The sequence below is a fragment of the Mycolicibacterium neoaurum genome (genome assembly GCF_036946495.1).
GTDB lineage: Bacteria > Actinomycetota > Actinomycetes > Mycobacteriales > Mycobacteriaceae > Mycobacterium > Mycobacterium neoaurum_B.
Genome location: NZ_JAQIIX010000002.1, coordinates 127,772 through 152,633, shown reverse-complemented (window position 1 = coordinate 152,633; position 24,862 = coordinate 127,772). Strand labels below are relative to the sequence as shown.

General features: G+C 67.6%; 19 protein-coding genes and 1 pseudogene. 17 read left to right on the top strand and 3 right to left on the bottom strand.

The window, feature by feature from the left end:
- Window positions 1-103 precede the first annotated feature (103 nt).
- From PGN27_RS06170 to PGN27_RS06105, 14 genes and pseudogenes are all read left to right on the top strand, one after another.
- Window positions 104-703 (top strand): hypothetical protein, encoded by a 600-nt coding sequence (locus tag PGN27_RS06170; protein WP_335325372.1) that lies wholly within the window; start codon window positions 104-106, stop codon window positions 701-703.
- Between the two features lie 21 nt (window positions 704-724).
- Window positions 725-2,689, top strand: a complete 1,965-nt coding sequence (locus PGN27_RS06165; protein WP_335325371.1) for a prolyl oligopeptidase family serine peptidase — start codon at window positions 725-727, stop codon at window positions 2,687-2,689.
- 10 nt (window positions 2,690-2,699) lie between these two features.
- On the top strand, window positions 2,700-3,974 hold the full coding sequence (locus PGN27_RS06160; RefSeq protein ID WP_335325370.1) for a saccharopine dehydrogenase family protein: 1,275 nt from the start codon (window positions 2,700-2,702) through the stop codon (window positions 3,972-3,974).
- Window positions 3,975-4,047: 73 nt separating this feature from the next.
- Window positions 4,048-6,699: a valine--tRNA ligase gene (locus PGN27_RS06155; protein ID WP_335325369.1), complete on the top strand. Its 2,652-nt coding sequence runs from the start codon at window positions 4,048-4,050 to the stop codon at window positions 6,697-6,699.
- A 19-nt stretch (window positions 6,700-6,718) separates the two neighbouring features.
- Window positions 6,719-8,131, top strand: a pseudogene (gene folC / locus PGN27_RS06150) (bifunctional tetrahydrofolate synthase/dihydrofolate synthase); the annotation flags it as partial.
- Between the two features lie 66 nt (window positions 8,132-8,197).
- Entirely contained in the window at window positions 8,198-8,620 is a 423-nt protein-coding gene (locus PGN27_RS06145) for a DUF4233 domain-containing protein (RefSeq protein ID WP_335325367.1), read from the top strand.
- A 27-nt stretch (window positions 8,621-8,647) separates the two neighbouring features.
- A complete protein-coding gene (gene ndk / locus PGN27_RS06140; RefSeq protein WP_030133691.1) occupies window positions 8,648-9,067 on the top strand; it encodes a nucleoside-diphosphate kinase in 420 nt (139 codons plus the stop codon).
- Between the two features lie 293 nt (window positions 9,068-9,360).
- Complete coding sequence (gene rne, locus PGN27_RS06135; protein ID WP_335325366.1) at window positions 9,361-12,471, top strand: ribonuclease E; 3,111 nt, start codon at window positions 9,361-9,363, stop codon at window positions 12,469-12,471.
- A 162-nt stretch (window positions 12,472-12,633) separates the two neighbouring features.
- Window positions 12,634-12,957 carry a 50S ribosomal protein L21 gene (rplU, locus tag PGN27_RS06130; RefSeq protein WP_335325365.1) on the top strand — a complete coding sequence of 108 codons (324 nt, stop codon included), beginning with the start codon at window positions 12,634-12,636 and terminating at the stop codon, window positions 12,955-12,957.
- Between the two features lie 13 nt (window positions 12,958-12,970).
- The gene (gene rpmA, locus PGN27_RS06125; protein WP_019513236.1) at window positions 12,971-13,237 is read left to right on the top strand and encodes a 50S ribosomal protein L27; all 267 of its coding nucleotides are present in this window, start codon (window positions 12,971-12,973) and stop codon (window positions 13,235-13,237) included.
- A 107-nt stretch (window positions 13,238-13,344) separates the two neighbouring features.
- Window positions 13,345-14,784 carry a GTPase ObgE gene (gene obgE / locus PGN27_RS06120; protein WP_335325364.1) on the top strand — a complete coding sequence of 480 codons (1,440 nt, stop codon included), beginning with the start codon at window positions 13,345-13,347 and terminating at the stop codon, window positions 14,782-14,784.
- Window positions 14,781-15,905 (top strand): glutamate 5-kinase, encoded by a 1,125-nt coding sequence (gene proB, locus PGN27_RS06115; RefSeq protein ID WP_335325363.1) that lies wholly within the window; start codon window positions 14,781-14,783, stop codon window positions 15,903-15,905. Before obgE ends, proB begins: the two co-directional genes overlap by 4 nt.
- A 237-nt stretch (window positions 15,906-16,142) precedes the next feature.
- Window positions 16,143-16,766 carry a PIG-L deacetylase family protein gene (locus PGN27_RS06110; RefSeq protein ID WP_335325362.1) on the top strand — a complete coding sequence of 208 codons (624 nt, stop codon included), beginning with the start codon at window positions 16,143-16,145 and terminating at the stop codon, window positions 16,764-16,766.
- Window positions 16,767-16,769: 3 nt separating this feature from the next.
- Window positions 16,770-18,062 (top strand): protoporphyrinogen/coproporphyrinogen oxidase, encoded by a 1,293-nt coding sequence (locus PGN27_RS06105; protein ID WP_335325361.1) that lies wholly within the window; start codon window positions 16,770-16,772, stop codon window positions 18,060-18,062.
- 3 nt (window positions 18,063-18,065) lie between these two features.
- On the opposite strand, the gene PGN27_RS06100 is transcribed toward PGN27_RS06105, so the two are convergent.
- Entirely contained in the window at window positions 18,066-18,701 is a 636-nt protein-coding gene (locus PGN27_RS06100; protein WP_335325360.1) for a TetR/AcrR family transcriptional regulator, read from the bottom strand.
- Between the two features lie 66 nt (window positions 18,702-18,767).
- Between PGN27_RS06100 and PGN27_RS06095 the strand changes: the two genes are divergently transcribed.
- Window positions 18,768-20,033, top strand: coding sequence for a cytochrome P450 (locus PGN27_RS06095; RefSeq protein WP_335325359.1), 1,266 nt, complete (start codon window positions 18,768-18,770; stop codon window positions 20,031-20,033).
- Between the two features lie 28 nt (window positions 20,034-20,061).
- Here PGN27_RS06095 and PGN27_RS06090 read toward each other — a convergent pair whose 3' ends face one another.
- Window positions 20,062-20,898, bottom strand: a complete 837-nt coding sequence (locus tag PGN27_RS06090) for an NAD-dependent protein deacetylase (protein WP_335325358.1) — start codon at window positions 20,896-20,898, stop codon at window positions 20,062-20,064.
- Window positions 20,899-20,934: 36 nt separating this feature from the next.
- Between PGN27_RS06090 and PGN27_RS06085 the strand changes: the two genes are divergently transcribed.
- Together PGN27_RS06085 and PGN27_RS06080 are read left to right on the top strand one after the other, a co-directional pair.
- Window positions 20,935-21,888, top strand: coding sequence for a phosphotransferase (locus tag PGN27_RS06085; protein ID WP_335325357.1), 954 nt, complete (start codon window positions 20,935-20,937; stop codon window positions 21,886-21,888).
- A gap of 34 nt (window positions 21,889-21,922) precedes the next feature.
- Window positions 21,923-23,968 (top strand): NAD(+) synthase, encoded by a 2,046-nt coding sequence (locus PGN27_RS06080; RefSeq protein WP_335325356.1) that lies wholly within the window; start codon window positions 21,923-21,925, stop codon window positions 23,966-23,968.
- 32 nt (window positions 23,969-24,000) lie between these two features.
- Here PGN27_RS06080 and PGN27_RS06075 read toward each other — a convergent pair whose 3' ends face one another.
- Window positions 24,001-24,852: a ribokinase gene (locus tag PGN27_RS06075; protein ID WP_335325355.1), complete on the bottom strand. Its 852-nt coding sequence runs from the start codon at window positions 24,850-24,852 to the stop codon at window positions 24,001-24,003.
- Window positions 24,853-24,862 lie beyond the last annotated feature (10 nt).

The window sequence follows — 24,862 nt, the reverse complement described above, 5'->3', positions numbered from 1 at the left end:
CGCGGATGTGTCCCGGCGGTCATCGGCTGTTAAATCCCTGTGAAGACCGCGCGTGTGTCAAAGTTGGGATCGGTAGCCGACGGATGGCGGCACAGTCGCCGTCATGACCAGATACCCGCGTCTCGGCGCCGGCCTCGCCCTCGCCGTTCTGTCCATCACGTTGGTGAGCGGTTGCGCGAAAATCGATCAGCTACAACAACTCACCGACGCCGCCAGTACCGCGGTCGAGCAACTCGGGGACACCGCGAGCAAGGACATGCTGGAAGCCGAGTCCATCGACAAGGCCATGGCGGCCATCGCCGCGAAGGTGGGTGCCGACCCGATGCAGGTGGTGGAGTTGGTGTTCACCGAGCTGTCGGTCACCGTGCAGGCCGTGGATCCCGCCGCCCCCACCGAGCTCAATCAGTGGACCTACACCGCGGGCGCGGTGGGACCACTGCGGCCCGTCGACTACGGCGATGACGACGAAGCGTTGCGGCAGAACCTCTTCTCGGTCGCCGAGGTGCCGACCAGTGCCATCGTCACCGCGATCGACAGCGCGGTCGATGCGAGCGGAATCGTCGATGGCACCGTGCAGTCCGTGGTCGTCAAGCGCAACCTGCCCTTCACCGATGAGGTGCAGATCCTGCTCAACGTCCAGGGCCAGCGCAGCAGCAAGCAGATCCGCACCGACCTGGCCGGAACGGTCACCGACGTCGTGTGAGTCGCCCACTACGGTGGCAGCATGACACCGTTCGACGATCTCGACAGCTATCTCGCCCTGCCAAGGGTCGCGGAGTTGGCCGTCAGCCCCGCCGGTGACCGGCTGGTCACCACCGTCAGTGAGCTCAGCGCCGAGGGCACCGAATATCGCACGGCGATATGGGAATTGGATCCCGACGGAATTCGCTCCGCCCGGCGGCTCACCCGCGGCGGAAAGGGTGAGTCGGCGCCGGTCTTCACCTCCGACGGGGACCTGCTGTTCCTTGCCAGCCGCCCCACGTCGGGGGAGGAGTCGGCACCGGCTGCGCTGTGGCGACTGCCCAAAGAGGGTGGCGAGGCGATCGAGGAACTGTCGCTGCCCGGTGGGGTGTCGGCCGTGCACGTCGCCGGCGACGCACCGAGAACGGTGGTCACCACCTCACTGCTGCGCTCGGCCGCCGGCATCGATGAGGACGAGAGGTTGCGGACGCTGCGCAAGGACAACAAGGTCTCGGCGATTCTGCACCGCGGCTATCCGGTTCGGCACTGGGATCACGATCTGGGCCCCGAACTGCCGCACCTGTTCGACACCGACGGAAAGCGCGATCTCACACCCGAGCCCGGCGCGGCGCTGCGGGACACCGCACTGGACGTCAGTGCCGATGGCACCTTCCTGGTCAGCAGCTGGAACGAGCCGGTGGCCGGGGTGGCGCTGCGCTCGCAGATCGTGCGTATCGACACTGCGACCGGGCAGCGCACCGTGATCGCCGAGGATGCCGGCGCGGACCTCGAGGCGCCCGCACTCGCCCCGGACGGTCGACGCGTGGCCTTTCTGCGCGAAACCACTTCGACACCCGAGCAGGCGCCGCGGATCACCCTGTGCTGGGCGGAAATCGGACAAGCATGGACCGAGTTGACCGAATGGGACCGGTGGCCGGCCTCGGTGACGTGGAGCGCCGACGGGAGCAGGCTCATCGTCACCGCGGATGACTTCGGCAGGCATCCGATCTTCGCCGTCGACCCCGCGACCTGCACGGTGACCCGATTGACCGATGACGCCTACGCCTACAGCGATGTGTGCACCGCCCCGGGCGGGGTCATCTTCGCATTGCGCAGCTCCTACCTGGCGCCCCCGCACCCGGTACGCATCGATCCCGACGGGACCGTCACCGTCCTGCCGTGTGTCGAGCTGCCGAAACTGCCGGGCACGGTGGAGGAACTGACCGCCCAGTCGCCGGACGGCGCCTCGGTGCACTCCTGGCTGGTGCTACCCGGCGGGACCGAGCCGGCGCCGTTGTTGCTGTGGGTGCACGGTGGTCCACTGGGCAGCTGGAACACCTGGCACTGGCGCTGGAACCCGTGGCTGTTGGCGGCCGAGGGGTATGCGGTGCTGCTGCCGGACCCGGCGCTGTCCACCGGCTACGGCCAGGATTTCATCCAACGCGGCTGGGGTGCCTGGGGTGGGCCGCCCTATACCGATCTGATGGCCGCCACCGATGCCGCCTGTGAGCACCCCCGCATCGATCGGCAGCGCACCGGCGCGATGGGGGGCTCGTTCGGCGGGTACATGGCCAACTGGATCGCCGGGCACACCGACCGGTTCACCGCGATCGTCAGTCACGCCAGCCTGTGGGCACTGGATCAGTTCGGACCCACCACCGACGGCGCGTACTGGTGGGAGCGCGAGATGACCGAGCAGATGACACAACAGAATTCACCGCACCATCACGTCGGCGAGATCCGCACTCCGATGTTGGTGATCCACGGTGACAAGGACTACCGCGTGCCGATCGGGGAAGGTCTGCGACTGTGGTACGAACTGCTCAGCCGGTCCGGTCTTCCCGCCGACGAGGACGGCACCAGCCCGCACCAGTTCCTGTACTTCCCGTCCGAGGGGCATTGGGTCGCAGCTCCGCAGCACACGAAGATCTGGTACCAGGTGATCTCGGCGTTCCTGGGCAACCACCTGTTCGGGCGGGACATGTTTGTGCCCGAGCTCCTCGGGTAGCTTCGGGTAGATGACCTCGCCGACCTCTCCGACCACTCCGCAGCGCGAATTCGACATCGTCCTGTACGGCGCCACCGGCTTTGCGGGGAAACTCACCGCGCAGTACCTGGCGCTGGCCGACTCGGGCGCCCGGATCGCGCTGGCCGGACGTTCGCTGACCAAGGTGCGCGACGTCCGCGACAGCCTCGGGCCCAAGGCTGTCGACTGGCAGCTCGTCGAGGCCGACGCCGACTCGCCGTCGACTCTGGCCGATATGGCGGCCCGCACCCAGGTGATCATCACCACCGTCGGCCCCTACACCAAGTACGGGCTGCCATTGGTGCAGGCGTGCGCCGCTGCCGGCACCGATTACGCCGACCTCACCGGTGAGACGCTGTTCATCAGGGACAGCGCCGAACAGTTCCACAAGCAGGCCATCGACACCGGCGCGCGGATCGTGCATTCCTGCGGATTCGACTCGGTGCCATCGGATATCAGCGTGTATGCGTTGCACGACCGGGTGACCGCCGACGGTGCCGGTGAGCTCACCGAGACCAACCTGGTGTTGCGCACCTTCGCGGGCGGGGTCTCCGGCGGGACCGCGGCCTCGATGATCGAGTTCATGCGGACCGCGGCCGAAGACCCGCAGGCCCGCCGCGACCTGGAAGATCCGTACACGCTGACCACCGATCGCGGCGCGGAACCGGAACTGGGCCATCAGTCCGACAACCCGTGGCGCCGCGGCCGCGATATCGCGCCCGAACTCGACGGCATCTGGACCGGTGCCTTCGCGATGGCCGCGCCGAACTCGCGCATCGTGCGGCGCAGCAATGCGCTGCTCGATTGGGCTTACGGTCGCAACTTCCGCTACGCCGAGCAGATGAGCCTGGGCTCCTCGGTCCTCGCACCGGCGGCGGCGGCGTTGGAGACCGCCGCCAGCGTGGCGACCTTCAGCCTCGGCAGCCGGTATATCAACAAGGTGCCCGCGGGTTTGCTGGAGCGGATCCTGCCGAAGCCGGGCAGTGGGCCCAGCGAGCGCACCCGCGACAACGGGCACTACCGCATCGAGACCTACACCACGACCAGCACCGGTGCCCGGTACCGGGCGACGATCGCCCAGCAGGGCGATCCCGGGTACAAGGCCACCGCCGTGCTGCTCGCCGAATGCGGGCTGGCCTTGGCGTTGGACCGCGACCAGCTCTCGGATCTGCGCGGTGTGTTGACGCCGGCGGCAGCGGCCGGTTCGGCGCTGTTGACCCGGCTGCCGGCGGCCGGGGTCACCCTGGAGACGGCGCGGCTCGACTGAGCCGGGCCGCGCCCGGCCAGGGTCAAAGGTGGGCCGTCGGCATCTGCCCGACCGGCCTTCCTAGAATGGCCAGGTGACTGCCAGCCCCTCCTCGCGTGCCGATGCCCTGCCCAAATCCTGGGAGCCGGGTGCGGTAGAAAGCGACCTGTACCAGGGTTGGGTCGACGCCGGCTACTTCACCGCCGATCCCGGTAGCGACAAACCGCCGTATTCGATCGTTTTGCCGCCGCCGAATGTGACCGGCAGTCTGCACATGGGGCATGCCCTGGATCACACGCTGATGGATGCGCTGACCCGCCGGCGCCGGATGCAGGGCTACGAGGTGCTCTGGCTGCCGGGTATGGACCATGCCGGCATCGCCACCCAGTCGGTGGTGGAAAAGCAGCTCGCCGCCGACGGCAAGACCAAAGAGGACCTGGGGCGCGAGCTCTTCATCGAGAGGGTCTGGGACTGGAAGCGCGAGTCCGGCGGCACGATCGGCGGGCAGATGCGCCGGCTCGGCGATGGTGTCGACTGGAGCCGCGACCGCTTCACCATGGACGAGGGTCTCTCCAGGGCGGTGCGCACCATCTTCAAACGGCTCTACGACGCGGGGCTGATCTATCAGGCCGAGCGCCTGGTCAACTGGTCGCCGGTGCTGCAAACGGCCATCTCCGATCTTGAGGTGAAGTACGAGGACGTCGAGGGCGAGCTGGTCTCGTTCCGGTACGGCTCGATGAACGATGACGAGCCGCACATCGTCGTGGCCACCACCCGGTTGGAGACCATGCTCGGTGACACCGCGGTGGCGGTGCATCCCGATGACGAGCGTTATCGCGCGCTGGTGGGCACCACGCTGCCGCATCCATACCTGGACCGCGAGATCGTCATCGTGGCCGATGCCCACGTCGACCCCGAGTTCGGCACCGGCGCAGTCAAAGTCACCCCTGCCCACGATCCGAACGACTTCGAGATCGGGTTGCGGCACAACCTGCCGATGCCGTCGATCCTCGACACCACCGGTGCCATCACGGGCACCGGGACGCGCTTCGACGGTATGGACCGCTTCGCCGCGCGCGTGGCGGTGCGCGAGGCGTTGGCCGCCGAGGGGCGCATCGTCGCCGAGAAGCGGCCGTACCTGCACAGCGTCGGCCACTCCGAGCGCAGCGGTGAACCGATCGAACCCCGGTTGAGCCTGCAATGGTGGGTCAAGGTCGAGGCCCTGGCCAAGGCCGCCGGTGACGCGGTCCGCAAGGGCGACACCGTGATCCATCCCGCCAGCCTTGAGCCGCGATGGTTCGCCTGGGTCGACAACATGCACGACTGGTGCATCTCGCGACAGTTGTGGTGGGGCCATCGCATACCGATCTGGCACGGTCCCGACGGTCAGCAGATCTGCCTCGGCCCCGATGAGACCCCACCGCCGGGTTGGGAACAGGATCCCGATGTCCTGGACACCTGGTTCTCCTCGGCGCTGTGGCCGTTCTCGACGATGGGCTGGCCCGAGGCCACGCCCGAGCTTCAGAAGTTCTATCCCACAACGGTTCTGGTCACCGGCTACGACATCCTGTTCTTCTGGGTGGCGCGGATGATGATGTTCGGCACCTTCGTCTCCGGTGACGACGCCGTACCGGCCCCGTCGACCGGCAGGCCGCAGGTCCCGTTCCAGAATGTCTTCCTGCACGGCCTGATCCGCGACGAGTTCGGCCGCAAGATGAGCAAGTCCAAGGGCAATGGCATCGACCCGCTGGACTGGGTGGAGAAGTTCGGCGCCGACGCGCTGCGGTTCACCCTGGCCCGCGGCGCGAGCCCCGGCGGCGACCTGTCCATCGGTGAGGACCACGCCCGCGCCTCGCGCAACTTCGCCACCAAACTGTTCAACGCCACCAAGTTCGCCCTGATGAACGGCGCCGAACTGACAGACCTGCCGAGCGCCGATCAGCTCACCGATGCCGATCGCTGGATCCTCGGTCGCCTGGAGGAGGTGCGTGCCGAGGCCGATGCCGCGCTGGAGGCCTACGAGTTCAGTCGGGCGTGCGAGGCGCTCTATCATTTCGCCTGGGACGAGTTCTGCGACTGGTACCTGGAACTGGCCAAGGTTCAGCTCTCGCAGGGTCATTCGCACACCGGCGCGGTTTTGGCCGCGGTGCTCGACACCCTGCTGAAGCTGCTGCACCCGGTCATGCCGTTCGTCACCGAAACGCTGTGGAAGACCCTCACCGGCGGTGAGTCCGTGGTCATCGCCGAGTGGCCGACGGCCACGGCGCACAGCGTGGACGCCACCGCGACCCGACGCATCACCGATATGCAGAAGCTGGTCACCGAGGTGCGTCGATTCCGCAGCGATCAGGGGCTGGCCGACCGTCAGAAGGTGCCCGCCCGGCTGGCGGGCCTGGATGCCAGTGATATCGAGTCACAGCTGCCCGCGGTCACCGCGTTGGCGTGGCTGACCGACCCCGCCGAGGATTTCGCCGCCTCGGCAGCGGTCGAGGTGCGGTTGACCAACGGCACGGTGACCGTCGAGCTGGACACCTCGGGGACCGTGGACGTGGCCGCCGAGAAGCGCCGCCTGGAGAAGGATCTGGCCGCTGCGCAGAAGGAACTCGCGCAGACGACCGGCAAGCTGGGTAACGCCGAGTTCCTGGCCAAGGCGCCCGAGGCCGTTGTCGAGAAGATCAAGGGACGTCAGCAGTTGGCGGCCGAGGAGGTCGAGCGGATCACCGCGCGACTCGCCGATCTGAAATGAGACCAGCGAGCAGCGGAGCGGATCGCGTATGAGCCAGCCCACCCCCGATGAGGTCGCCGCTCTGCTACAGGTCGAGCACCTGCTCGATCAGCGCTGGCCGGAAACCAAGATCGAGCCAAGCACCACGCGGATCGTCGCGCTGCTGGAACTGCTGGGTGCCCCCCAGCGCGCGTACCCCTCGATCCACATCGCCGGCACCAACGGCAAGACCTCGGTGGCCCGCATCATCGACGCGCTGTTGATCGCGCTGCACCGGCGCACAGGTCGCACCACCAGCCCGCATCTACAGTCCGCGGTCGAACGCATCTCCATCGACGGAAAGCCGCTCAGCCCAGCCGAATACGTGGCGACCTACCGCGAGATCGAGCCGTTCGTCGAGCTCGTCGACCAGCAGTCCGAAGCCGGCGGTGGCCCCAAGATGAGCAAGTTCGAGGTGCTCACCGCGATGGCGTTCGCGGCCTTCGCCGATGCACCCGTCGACGTGGCCGTCATCGAAACCGGACTGGGTGGGCGGTGGGACGCGACCAATGTCGTGCAGGCCCCGGTCGCGGTGATCACCCCGATCGGGCTGGACCATACCGACTATCTCGGGGACACCATCGCCGAGATAGCGGGGGAGAAGGCCGGGATCATCCACAAGCAGCAGGATGCGCTCATCCCGACCGACACCGTGGCCCTCATCGCGCGGCAGCCTCCCGAGGCGATGGAGGTGTTGCTCGCCGAGACGGTACGTGCCGATGCCGCTGTGGCACGCGAAGATTCGGAATTCGCGGTGCTGGATCGTCAGATCGCGATAGGTGGTCAGCTGCTCACCCTGCAGGGCCTCGGCGGTGTGTACGACGAGATGTTCCTGCCGTTGCACGGTGAGCATCAGGCTCACAACGCGGTCCTCGCGCTGGCAGCGGTCGAGGCGTTTTTCGGCGCCGGTTCACAGCGTCAGCTCGATATCGACGCGGTGCGGGCCGGATTCGCGTCGGTGGCCAGTCCGGGCCGGCTTGAACGTGTCCGCAGTGCGCCGACGGTGTTCGTCGATGCCGCGCACAATCCGGCCGGTGCCACCGCCCTGACCGAAGCGCTGGCGGCCGAGTTCGACTTCCGTTATCTGGTCGGTGTGATCTCGGTGATGGCAGATAAGGATGTCGACGGCGTTCTGGCAGCCCTTGAGCCGGCGTTCGACATGCTCGTGGTGACGCACAACGGTTCACCGCGGGCGTTGGATGTCGAGACGCTGGCGGCGCGGGCCGAGGAACGTTTCGGGCCGGACCGGGTGCTCACCGCCGCCACGCTGCCGGACGCGATCGAGGCAGCCACCGCGCTGGTCGAGGAGTCCGGCAACGATGGCGAGGGTTTCTCCGGTAGCGGCATAGTCATCACCGGTTCGGTCGTCACCGCCGGTGCGGCCCGCACCCTGTTCGGGAAGGACCCCGCCTGACATGAGCGACGCGTGCGAGCGAGTAGACAGTCGGACACGTGACGGCCGAGCCTGCGAGGCCGTCATATGAGTGACGCCGACGAACGTCCGACCCCACCCGCCACTCCGCCCGATCCGTGGAAGAGTTTCCGCGGCATCATGGCCGGCACCCTGATCCTGGAGGCCATCGTGGCGCTGCTGGCGCTGCCGGTGGTGGCCAACGGTGCGACCGGATTGACCGCGGCCAGCGGCGGTTTCCTGATCGGTGCCGCCGTAGTGCTGGTGCTCATGTCGGGCGTGCAGGGCAGGCCCGGCATCATCTGGGTCAACCTCGGGGTGCAATTCGTGCTGATCGCCGGTGCGTTGATACACGCCGCCATCGGCTTCATCGGCGTGGTGTTCGCCGCGGTGTGGGCGCTGATCATCTACCTGCGCGCCGAGGTGAAGCGGCGCCAAGATCGAGGTCAGCTGCCCTCGCAGCAGGCCGCCCGCCGACCCGACGCCGAGTAGTCGTTACTGCCCGGTAGGCTGTGCGCCGTGACTGAGCGGACTCTCGTGTTGATCAAGCCCGACGGCGTACAGCGGAACCTGATCGGTGAGGTCCTCGGCCGGATCGAGCGCAAGGGCCTGACCTTTGCGGCGCTGGAACTCAAGACCGTCAGCGACGACCTGGCCCGGCAGCATTACGCCGAGCACGACGGCAAGCCGTTCTTCGGATCGCTGCTGGAATTCATCACCTCCGGGCCGGTTGTGGCCGCGGTCGTCGAGGGCCCGCGAGCCATTGCCGCGTTCCGTCAGATCGCCGGTGGCACCGATCCGGTCGAGAAGGCCACCCCCGGCACCATCCGCGGCGACTTCGCCACGGTGACCCAGGAGAACCTGGTGCACGGCTCGGACTCGCCCGAGTCGGCTGCGCGTGAAATCGCGCTCTGGTTCCCCGGTCTGACCGGCGCTTAGCGCCCGCTTTCGCCGCCTTGGTCAGATCCGGGCGCGCGATATGGGATACTTGCCTCGGGAGACCGGCCCCAACTGGGGCCGGGAACCCGGATGAAGACTTCGACGAGTGCGACCATCGCGCAAGCGGTGCGGCGCCAGAGCGTCCAGCCATCATTCAGCCAGGCGCCGAACGGGTTCGTCATGGATCCCTCGGGGCGAGACCATAACAAGTTCGGGAGAAGTTCCCCGGACCCATAGCGGAAGCCCTCGCGTGGCCGCGTCATCGGACGCGCCCGGGGGCTTGAGGAGAATTCGTGGCCGAAGATGCCCCCAACAAAGACCTATCCGAAAACACCGCACCCAGCGAGGAACTGCCGGCGAAGCTGAGAGTCCACTCCCTGGCCAGGGTGCTCGGCACCACCAGCAAGCGGATCGTGGACGCGCTGGCCCAGCTCGACGGTCGCGCGCGCAGCCCGCACTCCACGGTTGCCCGTGAAGAGGCCGAGCGGGTGCGTGAGGTGCTCAACGCCGAGGCGGCCGCCTCCGCTGTTGAGAGCCCGGCGGTTGAGAGCCCGGCCGAGGCGGCACCCGTCGCTGAGACCGTCGTCGCCGACACCGTCGTCGAGGTCAGCACCCCGACCGAGGTGGTCGTCGTCGAGGAGACCATCACCGAGGTGCCGGCGACCGACACCGTGTTCGCGGCACCGACGGTCGAGGAACCCGAGTCCCGGCTGCTGCTCGAAGCGCCGCCCAGTTCTCCGCCAGCCGAAGAGCCCGCCGCCTACATGCCGCTGTTCGTGGCCCCGCAGCCTGTCGAATTCGCACCGCGTCCCGCGGCAGCCGAACCGGCCGCCGATCCCGAGGACGCCGATACCGACGGCGACGTCGATGATGCCGACGGTGACGGTGACGATTCCGAACGTCCCGCCGCGCGGCGTCGCCGCCGCGGTCGCCGTGGCCGTGGCCGTGGTCGCGGTGAGCAGAACGCCGAGGACGGCGATGACAGCGATGCAGATGCCGAGACCGACGCCGACGGCGAGTCCGCGGAGTCGGCGACCGAAGGCGCCGAAGATTCCGGTGATGCCGGGGACGGCGAGGATTCCGACGAAGACAACGGTGAGGACGGCACCGGCGAGGCGGGTACCCGTCGCCGCAGGCGTCGCCGTCGCCGCAAGTCCGGCTCGGCCGATTCCGATGACAACGGCTCTCCGGATGATCCGCCCAACACCGTCGTGCACGAGCGCGCGCCGCGGTCCAAGGCGGCCTCATCGCGCGACGGGAAAGATCCCGACGAGATCCAGGGCATTTCGGGCTCGACCCGACTGGAGGCCAAACGGCAGCGTCGCCGCGACGGCCGCGATGCCGGTCGTCGCCGCCCGCCGATCCTGAGCGAGGCCGAGTTCCTGGCCCGGCGCGAGGCGGTCGAGCGCACCATGATCGTGCGCGACAAGGTCCGCACCGAACCGCCGCACGAGGGCGCGCGGTACACCCAGATCGCGGTGCTGGAGGACGGTGTCGTCGTCGAGCACTTCGTGACATCGGCCGCGTCGGCATCCCTGGTCGGCAACATCTACCTGGGCATCGTCCAGAACGTGCTGCCATCGATGGAGGCGGCCTTCGTCGATATCGGCCGCGGCCGCAACGGTGTGCTCTACGCGGGCGAGGTCAACTGGGAGGCCGCCGGCCTCGGCGGCGCCCAGCGCAAGATCGAGCAGGCCCTCAAACCCGGCGATTACGTCGTAGTCCAGGTCAGCAAGGATCCCGTCGGGCACAAGGGTGCGCGGCTGACGACCCAGGTGTCGCTCGCCGGTCGCTACCTGGTCTACGTGCCGGGGGCGTCATCGACCGGGATCAGCCGCAAGCTGCCCGACACCGAGCGCCAGCGCCTCAAGGAGATCCTCAAGGAGGTCGTCCCGGCCGGTGCCGGCGTGATCATCCGCACCGCGTCCGAGGGCGTGAAGGAATCCGATATCCGCACCGACGTGAATCGGCTGCAGGAGCGATGGGCCCAGATCGAGGCGAGTGCCGCCGAGGTGACCGCGAAGAAGGCCGGCGCCGCCGTGGCCCTCTACGAAGAGCCCGATGTGCTCGTCAAGGTCATCCGGGACCTGTTCAACGAGGATTTCTCCGGGTTGATCGTCTCCGGTGACGAGGCGTGGAACACCATCAACGACTACGTGAATTCGGTGGCGCCGGAACTCGTTCCGCGAATGACCAAGTATGAGCCGAGCTCGCCGGACGGGCCGGACGTGTTCGCGGTGCACCGCATCGACGAGCAGCTCGCCAAGGCCATGGACCGTAAGGTCTGGCTGCCTTCGGGAGGCACGCTGGTGATCGACCGCACCGAGGCGATGACCGTCGTAGACGTCAACACGGGCAAGTTCACCGGTTCCGGCGGCAACCTGGAACAGACCGTGACCCGCAACAACCTGGAGGCGGCCGAAGAGGTCGTCCGCCAGCTCCGGTTGCGCGACATCGGCGGGATCATCGTCATCGACTTCATCGACATGGTGTTGGAGTCCAACCGCGACCTGGTGCTGCGCCGGCTCACCGAGGCCCTGGCCCGGGACCGGACCCGCCATCAGGTTTCCGAGGTGACCTCGCTCGGGCTGGTGCAGCTGACCCGCAAGAAGCTGGGCACCGGGCTGATCGAGGCGTTTTCCACGACCTGTAGCCACTGTGCCGGGCGCGGAATCGTGCTGCATGCCGATCCGGTCGATTCGGGGGCGCCGAACGGTAACGGCCGCAAGTCGGACTCCGGTGGTGGCAACGGTGGCGGTGGTGGCCGCCGCGGCAAGCGCGGGAAGAAGGGCGGCAAGCCCGAGGAGTCGCAGGAATCCATCCAGATGGCCAAGGTGCCGTCGCACGCTTCCGGTGAGCATCCGATGTTCAAGGCGATGGCTGCGGCCGGTCGCGACGAGGGCGACGAAGACCAGACCGACGAGTCGGTCGAGGTCGACGGCACCGAACAGACCGAAGATCAGGGCCGGGGCGGCGATGGGTTCGACAGCGGACCCGTCGAAGACGACCTGGAATCGGCCGATTCGGATGATGACGAGTCCGACGACGACGATTCGGACGATGACGATTCGGACTACACCGAAGACGCTTCCGATGATGACGACGCTTCCGATGACGACGCTTCCGATGACGACGATGACGATGACGTCGTGGTCGGGATCGACGACGATATCGACGTCCTCGACGACGACGAGGACTCAGACGATGACGACTCAGACGATGACGATTCGGACGACGACTCGGATGAGGACGACGACTTCGAGGACGACGAGGACTCGAACGACGACGACTCTGACGACGAAGACTCGGATGACGAAGTCCAGCCCGTCGTTGCGGCCCCGGCACGCAGGCCGCGCCGCCGTGCTGCGGCACGTCCGGCAGGCCCGCCGGTAGGGGAGGACTGACGGCGAGCAGCCGGTTTGACCCTCTCCACGCTGCTCACGTACCCTTGACCAGTTGTCGCGGGGCTTGCAGCCGCAACTGCTGGCTCGGCCCGCACCCAAGACCCGCACGTGCATGCTCCATAATGCGCGCGCCCAGATGAACGAAGCAGAGGTAGATCCACGATGGCAGCCGAGAACGCCACGTACGCAATCGTCAAGACTGGCGGCAAGCAGTACAAGGTCGCCGTCGGTGACATTGTCAAGGTCGAGAAGCTGGAGTCCGAGCCCGGCGCCTCTGTCTCGCTGCCGGTCGCCCTGGTCGTCGCCGGTTCCAAGGTGACCACCTCGGCCGACGACCTGGCCAAGGTCGCCGTCGCCGCCGAGGTCCTGGAGCACACCAAGGGCCCGAAGATCCGCATCCACAAGTTCAAGAACAAGACCGGCTACCACAAGCGCCAGGGGCACCGTCAGCAGCTGACCGTGCTCAAGGTCACCGGAATCAAGTAAGGGGTCGTCAGACATGGCACATAAGAAGGGCGCATCCAGCTCACGCAACGGTCGCGACTCAGCCGCCCAGCGGCTCGGCGTCAAGCGCTTCGGCGGCCAGGTCGTCAAGGCCGGCGAGATCCTCGTCCGTCAGCGCGGCACCCATTTCCATCCCGGCGTGAACGTCGGTCGTGGCGGCGACGACACCCTGTTCGCCACCGCCCCCGGTGTGGTCGAATTCGGCGCCAAGCGCGGTCGCCGGACGGTGAACATCGTCCGCCTCGTGCGCTCGGAGGCCTGAGTTATCAAGAACGGCCTTCAAGGACCGTACTGCGAACAGTGAAGCTGCTGCGAGTTCTCTAGGGAACGCTCGCAGCAGCTTCACTGTTTTCTCGGAAGGATTCTCCAATGCCTCGGTTTGTGGACCGTGTGGTCATCCACGCCCAGGCCGGTAACGGCGGTAACGGATGCGCCTCGGTGCACCGAGAGAAATTCAAGCCGCTCGGCGGCCCCGATGGCGGCAACGGCGGCCGGGGCGGCAGTGTCGTCCTGGTGGTGGACCCCCAGGTGCACACCCTGCTCGATTTCCACTTCCACCCGCATGTCGTCGCTCCGTCCGGTAAGCCCGGTGCCGGCAGCAACCGCGACGGGGCTGCAGGCGCCGACCTGGAGGTCCATGTGCCCGACGGCACCGTCGTGCTCGACGCCGACGGCAAGTTGATCGCCGATCTCGTCGGCGCAGGCACCCGGTTCGAGGCCGCGATGGGCGGCCGCGGCGGACTCGGCAACGCGGCGTTGGCATCCCGTGCCCGTAAAGCCCCCGGTTTCGCGTTGTTGGGAGAGAAGGGTCAGATCCGCGATCTGACCCTTGAACTCAAGACCGTCGCCGATGTCGGCCTGGTCGGGTTCCCCTCGGCCGGGAAATCGTCGCTGGTGTCCACCATCTCGGCGGCCAAGCCCAAGATCGCCGACTATCCCTTCACCACGCTGGTCCCCAACCTGGGTGTGGTGTCGGCGGGGGAGAACACCTTCACCGTCGCAGACGTGCCCGGCCTCATCCCCGGCGCCTCGGACGGTCGCGGTCTCGGCCTGGATTTCCTGCGCCACATCGAGCGGTGTGCCGTGCTTGTCCATGTCGTGGATTGCGCCACCCTGGAACCAGGCCGGGATCCGATCTCCGATATCGACGCACTGGAGGCCGAGTTGGCGGCCTATCAGCCCACCCTGCAAGGCGATACCACCCTCGGTGATCTTGCCGACCGGCCGCGGGCGGTGGTGCTCAACAAGATCGACGTGCCAGATGCGCGTGAGCTCGCCGAGTTTGTGCGCGAGGACGTCGTCGAGAAGTACGGCTGGCCGGTGTTCGAGATATCGACTGTCAGCCGAGATGGCCTGCGCCCCCTGATCTTCGGGCTGTGGGAGATGGTCGCGGCGTATCGGGCTGCGCAGCCCGAGGTGGCACCCCGTCGACCGGTGATCCGCCCCGTCGCGGTCGACGAGACGGGCTTCACCGTCACCCCGGACGGTCAGGGCGGTTTCGTGGTGCGCGGCACCCGACCCGAACGCTGGATCGCGCAAACCGCATTCGACAACGACGAGGCCGTCGGTTACCTCGGCGACCGTCTGGCCAGGTTGGGGGTGGAGGACGAACTGGTCAAGCAGGGCGCCACTCCTGGGTGCGCGGTGACCATCGGCGATGTCACCTTCGACTGGGAGCCGCAAACCCCGGCCGGTGTCGACACCATGATGTCCGGCCGCGGCACTGATGTGCGCCTCGAGCAGACCGAGCGGGTATCGGCCGACGAGCGCAAGGCGGCACGGAAGGCGCGTCGGGAGCACCGGGAATGAGTAGTACGCCCTCGGTGCATCGGGACGCCATCAGGACCGCCCGCAGCGTCGTCGTCAAGATCGGTACCACCGCGCTGACCACGCCCACCGGTGTGTTCGACGCAGGCAGGCTGGCCGCCCTCGTGGAGGCGATCGAGGGCCGGATGCGGGCGGGCTCCGATGTCGTGATCGTGTCCTCCGGTGCCATCGCCGCGGGAATCGAGCCACTGGGGCTGTCCCGGCGACCCACCGACCTGGCGACCAAACAGGCCGCCGCCAGCGTCGGTCAGGTGGCGCTGGTGAATGCCTGGAGCACGGCGTTCGCCCGTTTCGACCGCACGGTCGGCCAGGTGCTGTTGACCGCGCACGACATCGCGATGCGGGTGCAGCACAACAACGCTCAGCGCACCCTGGACCGGTTGCGCGCGCTGCACGCGGTGGCGATCGTCAACGAGAACGACACCGTCGCCACCAATGAGATCCGGTTCGGCGACAACGACCGGCTCTCGGCGCTGGTCGCACAGTTGGTCGGTGCCGACGCCTTGGTGTTGCTCTCCGATATCGACGGGCTGTACGACGGGGATCCGCGTAAGGCACCCGCCGATGATCCGGCGCGCTTCATCCCCGAGGTGGCCGCCGACGGTGACCTCGACGGAGTCGTGGCGGGCCGGGGCAGCAGCCTGGGCACCGGTGGGATGGCCTCCAAACTGTCCTCGGCGCTGCTGGCAGCCGACGCCGGTGTGCCGGTGTTGTTGGCCGCGGCCGCCGATGCCGCCGCAGCACTGTCCGACGCGTCGGTGGGCACGGTGTTCGCGCCACGACCGGAGCGGATGTCAGCGCGCCGGTTCTGGGTGCGTTACGCCGCCGAGGCGACCGGTGTTCTGACCCTCGACGAGGGCGCGGTGCGGGCGGTCGTCACGCGGCGGCGCTCCCTGTTGCCCGCCGGGATCACCGCGGTGTCGGGCCGTTTTCACGGCGGTGACGTCGTGGAGTTGCGTGGACCCGACGGCGCGGTCGCCGCCCGCGGGGTGGTCGCCTATGACGCGGTCGAACTCGCCGCGATGATCGGCCGGTCGACCCCCGACCTTCCGCCGGAATTGCGCAGGCCGGCGGTGCACGCCGACGACCTGGTCGCGGTGTGACGCGTCGCCGCAGCACCGACGCCGGATCCTGTATCCGCACCGGTCAGCTAATATCGCTCAGCAAATAGGTCACCCGTCAATTACTTCACTTGCTGGTACTTTTGGTCAAAATTGCCATTTCGCGCAATCGATCGGATAAACGCCGCAAACGCCCTCCTTTGAGCTAAGTCGGACATTCGGACGTACGCCGGGGTATGCTCGCACAAATTTGGTGTCAGCAAAGTGGAAGCTGGGGGCATGACACGTCGTTCGGTTCTTGCGGTCGGGGCGCATCCCGACGATATCGAGCTGGGCTGCGGGGGCGCGCTGGCCAAACACGTTGCTGCGGGGGATCAGGTGACGATGCTCGTCGTCACCCGTGGCGAAGAGGGTCCCGGCAGATCGTCGCAGCGGGTCGCCGAACAGCAGGCAGCCGCCGATGCACTGGGGATCGACAAGCTGATCTGGGGCGAGGGTTTCCTGGACTGCCGGGTCTCGCTGCAGGAATTCGAGTTGGTGCATCTGATCGAGGACGCCATCGACAAGGTGTCGGCGACGGTGGTCTACACCCACATGGCCAACGACAGTCACCAGGATCATCGCGTCGTGTCGCGGTGCACCATGGGTGCCGCGCGCTGGGTGTCGACGATCATGGCCTACGGCGGTCCGTCGGCGGTGGGGTTCAACCCGACCTCGTTCATCGACATCTCCGACTGCCTCGATAAGAAGATCGAGGCGCTGATGTGCCATGTGTCGCAGGCTGAGGCGAGCGAGAAGGTCAGCGCCTCATGGGTGCGCAGCTCGGCCGAGCATTACGGATTCCTGTGCAGGCGCCCGTTCGCCGAGGGATTCGAGCCGATCCGCCAGGTCGTCGATTTCTAGTCTGTGCCAACATTTCTCATCATCGGTGCTGGTAGCACCGGTATCGGCGCCGCGGTCAGGTTGACCGAACTCGGCATCGACCACCTCGTCGTCGATGCCGGACCTCAGGTCGGCGGGATGTCGGCGTCGGTCACCGACGATGCCGGATTCACCTGGGATCTGGGCGGGCACGTGCTGCACAGTCATTTCCCCGATTTCGACCGGGCGGTCGAGGCCAGCGGGATCGCGTTGAACCATGTGTGGCGCAACGGCTGGGTATGGCTGCGTGGCGACGGTCCCCAGAGTCTGGTCCCGACCCCCATCCAGCAGCAACTCACCGAGCTGCCAACGGATCTGGACCCAGACGGACCCGTGGACAACTTGGCCGACTACTACCGCAACAACTTCGGCCGGCGGCTGTACGACGAATTCTTCGAGCCCTATAACCGCAAGATGTGGACGCTGCCGCTCGATCAGATCGACGACCAATGGACCTCGCTGCGCAGCGGTAGCACGGCCCGCAATGTCCCCACACTGGCGCTGGCCGGTGCCACGACCCCTGCCGCATCGACATTTCCGTATCCCGTCGGTGGGACGGGTGCGCTGTGGCAAGCCGTCCACGATCGGCTGATGACACCGAACTCGGTGCGGCTCAACACGGCGGTGCTCGATGTGGATGCGGTGGCACGGGTCGCTCGGCTCGATGACGGGACGACCGTGGAATTCCGGTACTGCGTCAGCACGGCGCCGATCACCAGCGCGCTGCGATGGGTCGGCCGGATCGATCGCGCTGAATCGCTACGGGCCAGTCGGTTGCATGCGGTAGGTATCGGCTTCACCGGGCAGCCGCCGGAAGCGCTGGCCGACAAGACGTGGCTGTATTGCCCGGACGAGACGGTGCCGTGGTACCGCGCCACGATGCTGAGCAATTACGACGGGTCCAATGCGGGTGCGGGGCGGTGGAACATCCTCTCTGAGGTACCGATTTTCGCGCATGAGCCGGTGCCTGCCGAGGTGGCCGTGGACGGTGTGGTGGAGTCCTTGTGCAAGCTGGGCGCGGACCCCGAACGGATCGCTTCGCGATTCGTCAGGACACTGGGTTTCGGTTATCCGGTGCCGACGCTGGGACGCGATGATCTGCTGCGTGAGGCCGACAAACTGTTGCTGGCGCATGGCATCTACAGTCGCGGCCGGTTCGGCGGGTGGCGCTACGAGTCGTCAAACCAGGACTACGGATACCTACAGGGCCGCCAGGCCGTCGACCATGCTCTGTCCGGCACCGCCGAGGATGTCTACTGGCACCCCGAGCGCTTCTGATGCTCAGCCGTCCAGATACAGTGCGCCCCTGATGATCTCGGTCAGTGCGGTCGCCAGCTGAGGATCGTATTCCGGCGGTTGGTTCGGCAGGTTCTGTTGGCACGACCGCTCGACCATCCACACCAGGCTGCTCGCGGTCGGGCCGGGAAGCAGGTTGGCGCGGATGGACCCGTCGGCCTGGCCCTCTTCGATGACGGTGGTGAACTGTGCGGCGATGCCGGTCAACAGCTCGCGGTAGGTCTCACCGACCTGGGCGTCATAGGCGGCCATCTCGCTGAGCGCAACCAGCACCGGTTGGTGCGTGCGATAGCTTCCGATCAGCCGGGTCATCGATGCGTGGATATCGGTCGGGTCGCGCCGGCTGGCCACCGTCCACCATTGCGCCGCATCGGCGGTCAGGTCGCCGAACACCTGGGTGGCCAACCGGCGCAGCAGATCGCCCTTGTCCTCGAAATAGATGTAGAAGCTGGCCCGGGAGATACCGGCCTCGGTGGCCAGCTTGTCCACGCTGAGCTCGGTGAAGCTGGCGCCGTCGGCCATCAGCCGGTCCGTCGCCTCCAGGAGTTGGCGCTCGATCTGTTCGCGGCGTTCCTGGCGTTTGACCTGGGGCTTGCGACCTGCCCGCGTCACCGATGCCATGGGGTAAGCGTATCGGCTGCGCGGCTTCCTTGACTAGACGGTCTGTCTAGACTTATTGTCGCCAGCATGACTGTGTCACCGATCACAACGGCCGAGCGTGCTTTCGACCCCATCGACCTGTCCTCCCGCGCGTTCTGGGCCACCACGGCGGCCGATCGCGAGGTCGCGTTCGCCGAGCTGCGGGCCGAGCGCCCGGTGAGCTGGCATCCGCCGGTCGAGGATTCGCTGATGCCCGACCCGGCAGACCGCGGGTACTGGGCGGTGACCCGCCATGCCGACGTCGTCGAGGTCAGCCGCAACAGCGAGGTGTTCCTATCCGGGCAGGGGGTGCTGTTCGAGAACGTGCCGCAGGAACTGCTGGAGGCCTCGCAGTCCTTCCTGGCGATGGATCCGCCGCGACACACCCAGATCCGCAAGGTGGTGCATTCGGCGTTCACGCCGCGTCAGGTGCGCCGTATCGAAGACTCCATCAAGGCCAACGCTGCCGATATCGTCTCGGAGTTGAAGGCCGCGGGCAGCGGTGCGGATTTCGTCGACCTGTGCGCCAAGGAACTGCCCATCCGCACCCTGTCGGACATGGTCGGCATCCCCGAGTCCGAGCGCCACCAGGTGGCCGCGGCGGCCGATGCGTTGGTCTCCTGGGCCGATCCGGAGTACCTGGCGGGCCGTCACCCGCTGGAGGTCCTGGTGGCCAACCAGATGTACCTGCACCAGGTGGCACTCGCGCTTGCTGCCGAGCGGCGGGAGAACCCGGGCGACGATCTGCTCAGCGCCCTGGTCCAGGCCGAGGTGGAGGGATCACGCCTGACCGATCAGGAGGTCGCGGCGTTCTTCGTGCTGCTGGCGGTCGCCGGTAACGACACCACCCGCCAGACCACCAGCCACGCGATGAAGGCGCTGACCGACAACCCCGATCAACGCGCCTGGCTGATGGCCGATTTCGACGACCGCATCGGCACCGCGGTCGAGGAGTTCGTGCGGTGGGCCAGCCCGGTGATGACCTTCCGGCGTACCGCTGCCACCGAATACGAACTCGGCGGGCGCACCATCACCGCCGGGGACAAGGTCGTCATGTTCTACTCATCGGCGAATTGGGACAGCGAGGTGTTCACCGACCCGCACCGGCTCGATCTCAGCAGACACCCCAACCCGCACGTCGGATTCGGCGGCGGTGGCCGGCACTTCTGCCTCGGCGCCCATGTCGCCAGGGCGCAGCTGCGGGCCATCTTCGGCGAACTGCTGCGCCAGATTCCCGATCTCGAGGTCGGCGAACCGTCCTATGTCGCGGGCAACTTCGTGCACGCGGTCCGCTCGCTGCCCTGCAGCTTCTAGCCGATGGCGGCGCGCTGGGGCGTGATCGTCAGCGCGCCGCCATCATCAGCGGCAGCTCACCGGCCAGCAGTGTCAGCAGCTCCGAGCACCCGCCGTCGACCTTGACGCTGGCCAGATCGTCACCGCGGGTGGGCCCCCGGTTGATGATCGCGATCGGCAGGTGGGCGGCGGCTGCGTGCCGCACGAAGCGGTATCCGGAGAACACCGTCAGCGACGAACCCGCCACCAACAGTGCATCGGCGGCATCGACCAACGAGAAGGCTTGTCCAACACGCTCTTTGGGCACACTCTCGCCGAAGTAGACGATATCCGGTTTGAGCATGCCGGCACAGCGCGGACAGTCCAGGTACCGGAAGCTCGAGGTGTCGGTGACGACGGCGTCGGCATCGGGCGCCACCGCGATGCCCCCGACCTCTTCGGCGCGGTCGGCGAAACCCGGATTCAGCGCTTCCAGTTCGTCGGCCAACGCTGTGCGGCTCATGGTGAATCCGCATTGCAGGCAGATCACCTGCTGATAGGTACCGTGCAGGTTGACCACGGTGCGGCTGCCGGCCTTGGTGTGCAGCAGGTCCACATTCTGGGTGATCAGCCCGGTCAGCACCCCCGCAGCCTCCAGTGCGGCCAGCGCGCGGTGGCCGGCATTGGGCTGCGTCCAGTCCATATGTCGCCACCCGATGTGGTTGCGCGCCCAGTAGCGCTGTCGGAACACGGCGTCCGAACGGAACTGGGCGATGGTCATCGGGTTGCTCGGCGGGGAGTCCGGCCCGCGGTAGTCGGGGATGCCCGAGTCGGTCGACATGCCTGCACCGGTGAGCACCGCGATCCGACGACCTGCCAGCGCGGCGACCAGTTCCGGGGCTTCCATGAATTCGAGGATAGGCCGCCGTGGCAGGGTGGACCCATGACGGCAGGATCCGCCCAGGGGCCGGGGCGCCCGCTCACCGCCGACCAGCTCGCCGACCGCACCCGTCGGGCCGCCGACGCCGCGCTGGAGGCCGGCCGCGCGGCGGGGCTGGAGGTCGAGCGCGCCACCGTCCTGCACGACGTCTTCTCGGTCGTGGCGCATCTGGAGCCCGCCCCGGTCGTGGCCCGTGTCCCGGTGGTGCTGCCGCCCGGCTACACCCCGGGGCTGCAGACCGCGCGCCAGCAACGTGAACTCGACGTCGTGGCCTGGCTGGATTCCCACGGCGTGCCGGTCGTGCCGCCCAGCCCGTTGGTGCCGCGCGCCCCGGTCCGGTGCGGTGAGTTCGGCATGACGTTCTGGACGCTCGCCGATGTCGCACCCGATCACCAGCCGTATGCCGGCGTACCGATCGCCAAGAGCGCCGAACTGCATGCCGGGCTCGCCGGTTATCCAGCGCCGCTGCCCTTTCTGGCGCCCTTCACCGAGGCCGCGCCCGGCATGTTCGACCGGCTGGCGCCCTCGGACTTGCTGAGCAGCAAGGACATCGACCGGGTCCGTGGCCAGTTCGCCGATGTGTCGGCGGTGTTGGGCAGTGCCGCCGCCTTCGCCACCCGACACCCCGATGTCGGAGTCCAGGCGCTTCAGGGAGATGCGCCGTCGCACAACGTCATCCGCACCACCACCGGAGTCAAGTTCGCGGACTTCGAGGACGTCTGTGTGGGCCCGGTCGAGTGGGACCTGGCCATGCTCGGGCCCGAGGCCGTCGCCGAATACGACGAGGCCGCCGAGGCGCTCGGTCTGCGCAGGACCGACCCAGCCGTCCAACACCTGATGGACACCGCGCGCACACTGCAGTTCATCAGCTGTGTGGTTCTGGTGCCGCAACTACCGGTTTTGGCCGAGGGCCTGGCCACCGTGATAGCCGACTGGCGCACGCAGCCCGCGATGTGAACTCCGGTTTTGCCGACAATGCCAGAATGGCACGGTGGACTTCTACTCCGCCTACCGGCACGGGTTCGTCCGGGTGGCCGCCTGCACGCACCACACCACGCTCGCCGATCCCGCCGCCAACGCCGAATCGGTACTGCGGCTTGCCGGTGAGTGCCACGATGACGGCGTCGGGCTGGCGGTCTTTCCCGAGCTGACGCTGTGCGGCTACTCGATCGAGGACATCCTGTTGCAGGACACCCTGCTCGACGCCGTCGAGGAGGCCCTGGCGACGGTCGTCGCCGCATCCGTGGACCTGCTGCCGGTGCTGGTGATCGGTGCGCCGCTGCGCCATCGCAACCGGGTGTACAACTGCGCGGTCGTGATCCATCGCGGTGCCGTCCTGGGTGTGGTGCCGAAGTCCTATCTACCCAACTACCGCGAGTTCTACGAGAAACGTCAGCTGGCCCCCGGTGACGGGCTCGCGGGCGACATACGGGTGCGCGGTGCCACCGTGCCGTTCGGGCCGGACCTGCTGTTCCAGGCGGCGGATCTGCCCGATTTCGTCCTGCACGTCGAGATCTGCGAGGACATGTGGGTGCCGGTGCCCCCGAGCGCGCGCGCCGCGCTGGCCGGGGCGACCGTGCTGACCAACCTGTCGGGCAGCCCCATCACCATCGGCCGCGCCGATGACCGCAAACTGCTCGCCAAATCGGCATCCTCGCGGTGCCTGGCGGCCTATGTCTACGCCGCCGCCGGGGAGGGGGAGTCCACCACCGACCTGGCCTGGGACGGGCAGACCATGATCTACGAGAACGGGGTTCTGCTGGCCGAGTCGGAGCGCTTCCCCAAGGGCGAGCGCCGCAGCACCGCCGACGTCGACGTGTCGCTGTTGCGGGCCGAACGGTTGCGGATGGGCAGTTTTGACGACAACGCGCAACACGAAGCTCGCCGCGGCGGAGCGGACTTCCGTCGCATCGAGTTCACCCTCGACCCGCCGACCGGTGATATCGGCCTGCTCCGGCGGGTGGAGCGCTTCCCGTTCGTTCCCTCGGATGCCGCACGGCTGCAACAGGATTGCTACGAGGCATACAACATCCAGGTATCTGGGCTTGAGCAGCGGCTGCGCGCGTTGAACTACCCGAAGGTCGTCATCGGGGTGTCGGGCGGGCTGGACTCCACCCACGCGCTGATCGTCGCCGCCCGTGCCATGGACCGGGAAGGCCGTCCGCGCAGCGATATCCTCGCCTTCACCATGCCGGGTTTCGCCACCGGCGACCGGACCAAGGGCAATGCCATCGCGCTCAGCGAAGCGCTCGGTGTGACCTTCGCCGAGATCGACATCCGCGATACCGCCCAGCTGATGCTCACCGAGATGGACCACCCGTTCGGTCGCGGGGAGAAGGTTTACGACGTCACCTTCGAGAACGTGCAGGCCGGCCTGCGCACCGATTATCTTTTCCGACTCGCCAACCAGCGCGGCGGCATCGTGCTGGGCACCGGCGACCTCTCCGAGCTCGCGCTGGGGTGGTCGACCTACGGGGTCGGTGACCAGATGTCGCATTACAACGTCAACGGCGGCGTACCGAAAACGCTGATCCAGCACCTGATCCGCTGGGTCATCTCCTCCGGGGAGTTCGACGAGTCCGTCGGCGAGGTGCTGCAGTCGGTGCTGGACACCGAGATCACTCCCGAACTGGTCCCGGCCGGCGAGGACGAGGAGGTCCAGAGCAGCGAGGCCAAGGTCGGTCCCTATGTGCTGCAAGACTTTTCGCTCTTCCAGGTGCTGCGCTACGGATTCGGCCCCGCCAAGGTGGCCTTCCTGGCCTGGCACGCCTGGCATGACGCCGAACGGGGACATTGGCCGCTGGGCTATCCGCTGGACAAGCGCCCCGAGTACTCGCTGGCCGAGATCCGGCGGTGGCTGACGGTGTTCGCCCAACGGTTCTATTCGTTCTCCCAGTTCAAGCGGTCGGCGCTGCCGAACGGCCCGAAGGTCTCCGCGGGCGGGGCACTGTCCCCGCGTGGGGATTGGCGGGCGCCGTCGGACATGTCGGCGCGAATCTGGCTGACCGCCATCGAACGCGATATCCCCGAGGGCTGACGGGCCGGACGACGGCCGTCAGCGGGTTGCGCTCAGTCGAGTGCGTCCTCGATGGCCTCCGCGGTCGGTGCGCAACCACCCGCGCCGGAAACCGTCGTGGCCAGCGCGCCTGCCGCGCACGCCCACCGCATCGCGCGTTCTGCTCCCTGGGGCCATGCGGTGGCCAGCACGCCGGCGAACACATCGCCCGCGCCGGTGGTGTCCACCGGTTCGACCGCGGGGGCGGGCACCTGGATCTCGCCCGACCCGCTGCGCAGTGTCGCACCCCGCGAGCCCAGCGTGGTCACCAGATTCGGGACCGGCCAGTTCCATTGCTGCGCCTCGGTTTCATTGACGATGACGACATCGGTCACCTCGGCGATGCGGGCGAGGCGGTCCGGGTCACCGCCGGCCGGGGAGGCATTCAGCAGCACCGTCGCGCCACTGTCCTTGGCCATCCGGGCGGCCGCCAACGCCGTCTCCAGCGGAATCTCCAGCTGCACCAGCAGCACTTCGCAGCCCGCGACGAACTCGCGGCTGCGGGGCGAGTCCAGCGTCAGGTGCGCGTTGGCGCCGGGCGCCACGACGATCATGTTCTCCGCGCGGGCGTCGACGACGATGCCCGCCGTTCCGCTTGGCATCGGCAAGCGGACCACGCCGCCGGCGTCGACCCCGTTGTCCTCCAGATGAGCCAGCAGATCGATGGCCGCGGCGTCCTCGCCGACCGCCCCGACGAAGCTCACCGACGCGCCGGCGCGGGCCGCCGCGACGGCCTGATTTCCGCCCTTGCCGCCCGGCGAGTGCGCCAGCGCCGAGGCGAGCACGGTGGCGCCGGGCTCGGGGAGGGTGTCGACGGTGAAGACGAGATCCATGTTCACGCTGCCCACCACGCACACCCGGGTCATGAGCTCACCG

What these genes read in the sequence shown, in the direction of transcription:
- rplU (WP_335325365.1), top strand. Translation starts at nt 12,634, where the DNA reads ATGGCAGCCGAGAACGCCACGTACGCAATCGTCAAGACTGGCGGCAAG.
- PGN27_RS06165 (WP_335325371.1), top strand. Translation starts at nt 725, where the DNA reads ATGACACCGTTCGACGATCTCGACAGCTATCTCGCCCTGCCAAGGGTC.
- PGN27_RS06145 (WP_335325367.1), top strand. Translation starts at nt 8,198, where the DNA reads ATGAGTGACGCCGACGAACGTCCGACCCCACCCGCCACTCCGCCCGAT.
- PGN27_RS06095 (WP_335325359.1), top strand. Translation starts at nt 18,768, where the DNA reads ATGACTGTGTCACCGATCACAACGGCCGAGCGTGCTTTCGACCCCATC.
- PGN27_RS06100 (WP_335325360.1), bottom strand. Translation starts at nt 18,701, where the DNA reads ATGGCATCGGTGACGCGGGCAGGTCGCAAGCCCCAGGTCAAACGCCAG.
- PGN27_RS06160 (WP_335325370.1), top strand. Translation starts at nt 2,700, where the DNA reads ATGACCTCGCCGACCTCTCCGACCACTCCGCAGCGCGAATTCGACATC.
- obgE (WP_335325364.1), top strand. Translation starts at nt 13,345, where the DNA reads ATGCCTCGGTTTGTGGACCGTGTGGTCATCCACGCCCAGGCCGGTAAC.
- PGN27_RS06085 (WP_335325357.1), top strand. Translation starts at nt 20,935, where the DNA reads ATGACGGCAGGATCCGCCCAGGGGCCGGGGCGCCCGCTCACCGCCGAC.
- rpmA (WP_019513236.1), top strand. Translation starts at nt 12,971, where the DNA reads ATGGCACATAAGAAGGGCGCATCCAGCTCACGCAACGGTCGCGACTCA.
- proB (WP_335325363.1), top strand. Translation starts at nt 14,781, where the DNA reads ATGAGTAGTACGCCCTCGGTGCATCGGGACGCCATCAGGACCGCCCGC.
- PGN27_RS06090 (WP_335325358.1), bottom strand. Translation starts at nt 20,898, where the DNA reads ATGGAAGCCCCGGAACTGGTCGCCGCGCTGGCAGGTCGTCGGATCGCG.
- PGN27_RS06170 (WP_335325372.1), top strand. Translation starts at nt 104, where the DNA reads ATGACCAGATACCCGCGTCTCGGCGCCGGCCTCGCCCTCGCCGTTCTG.
- PGN27_RS06110 (WP_335325362.1), top strand. Translation starts at nt 16,143, where the DNA reads ATGACACGTCGTTCGGTTCTTGCGGTCGGGGCGCATCCCGACGATATC.
- PGN27_RS06075 (WP_335325355.1), bottom strand. Translation starts at nt 24,852, where the DNA reads ATGACCCGGGTGTGCGTGGTGGGCAGCGTGAACATGGATCTCGTCTTC.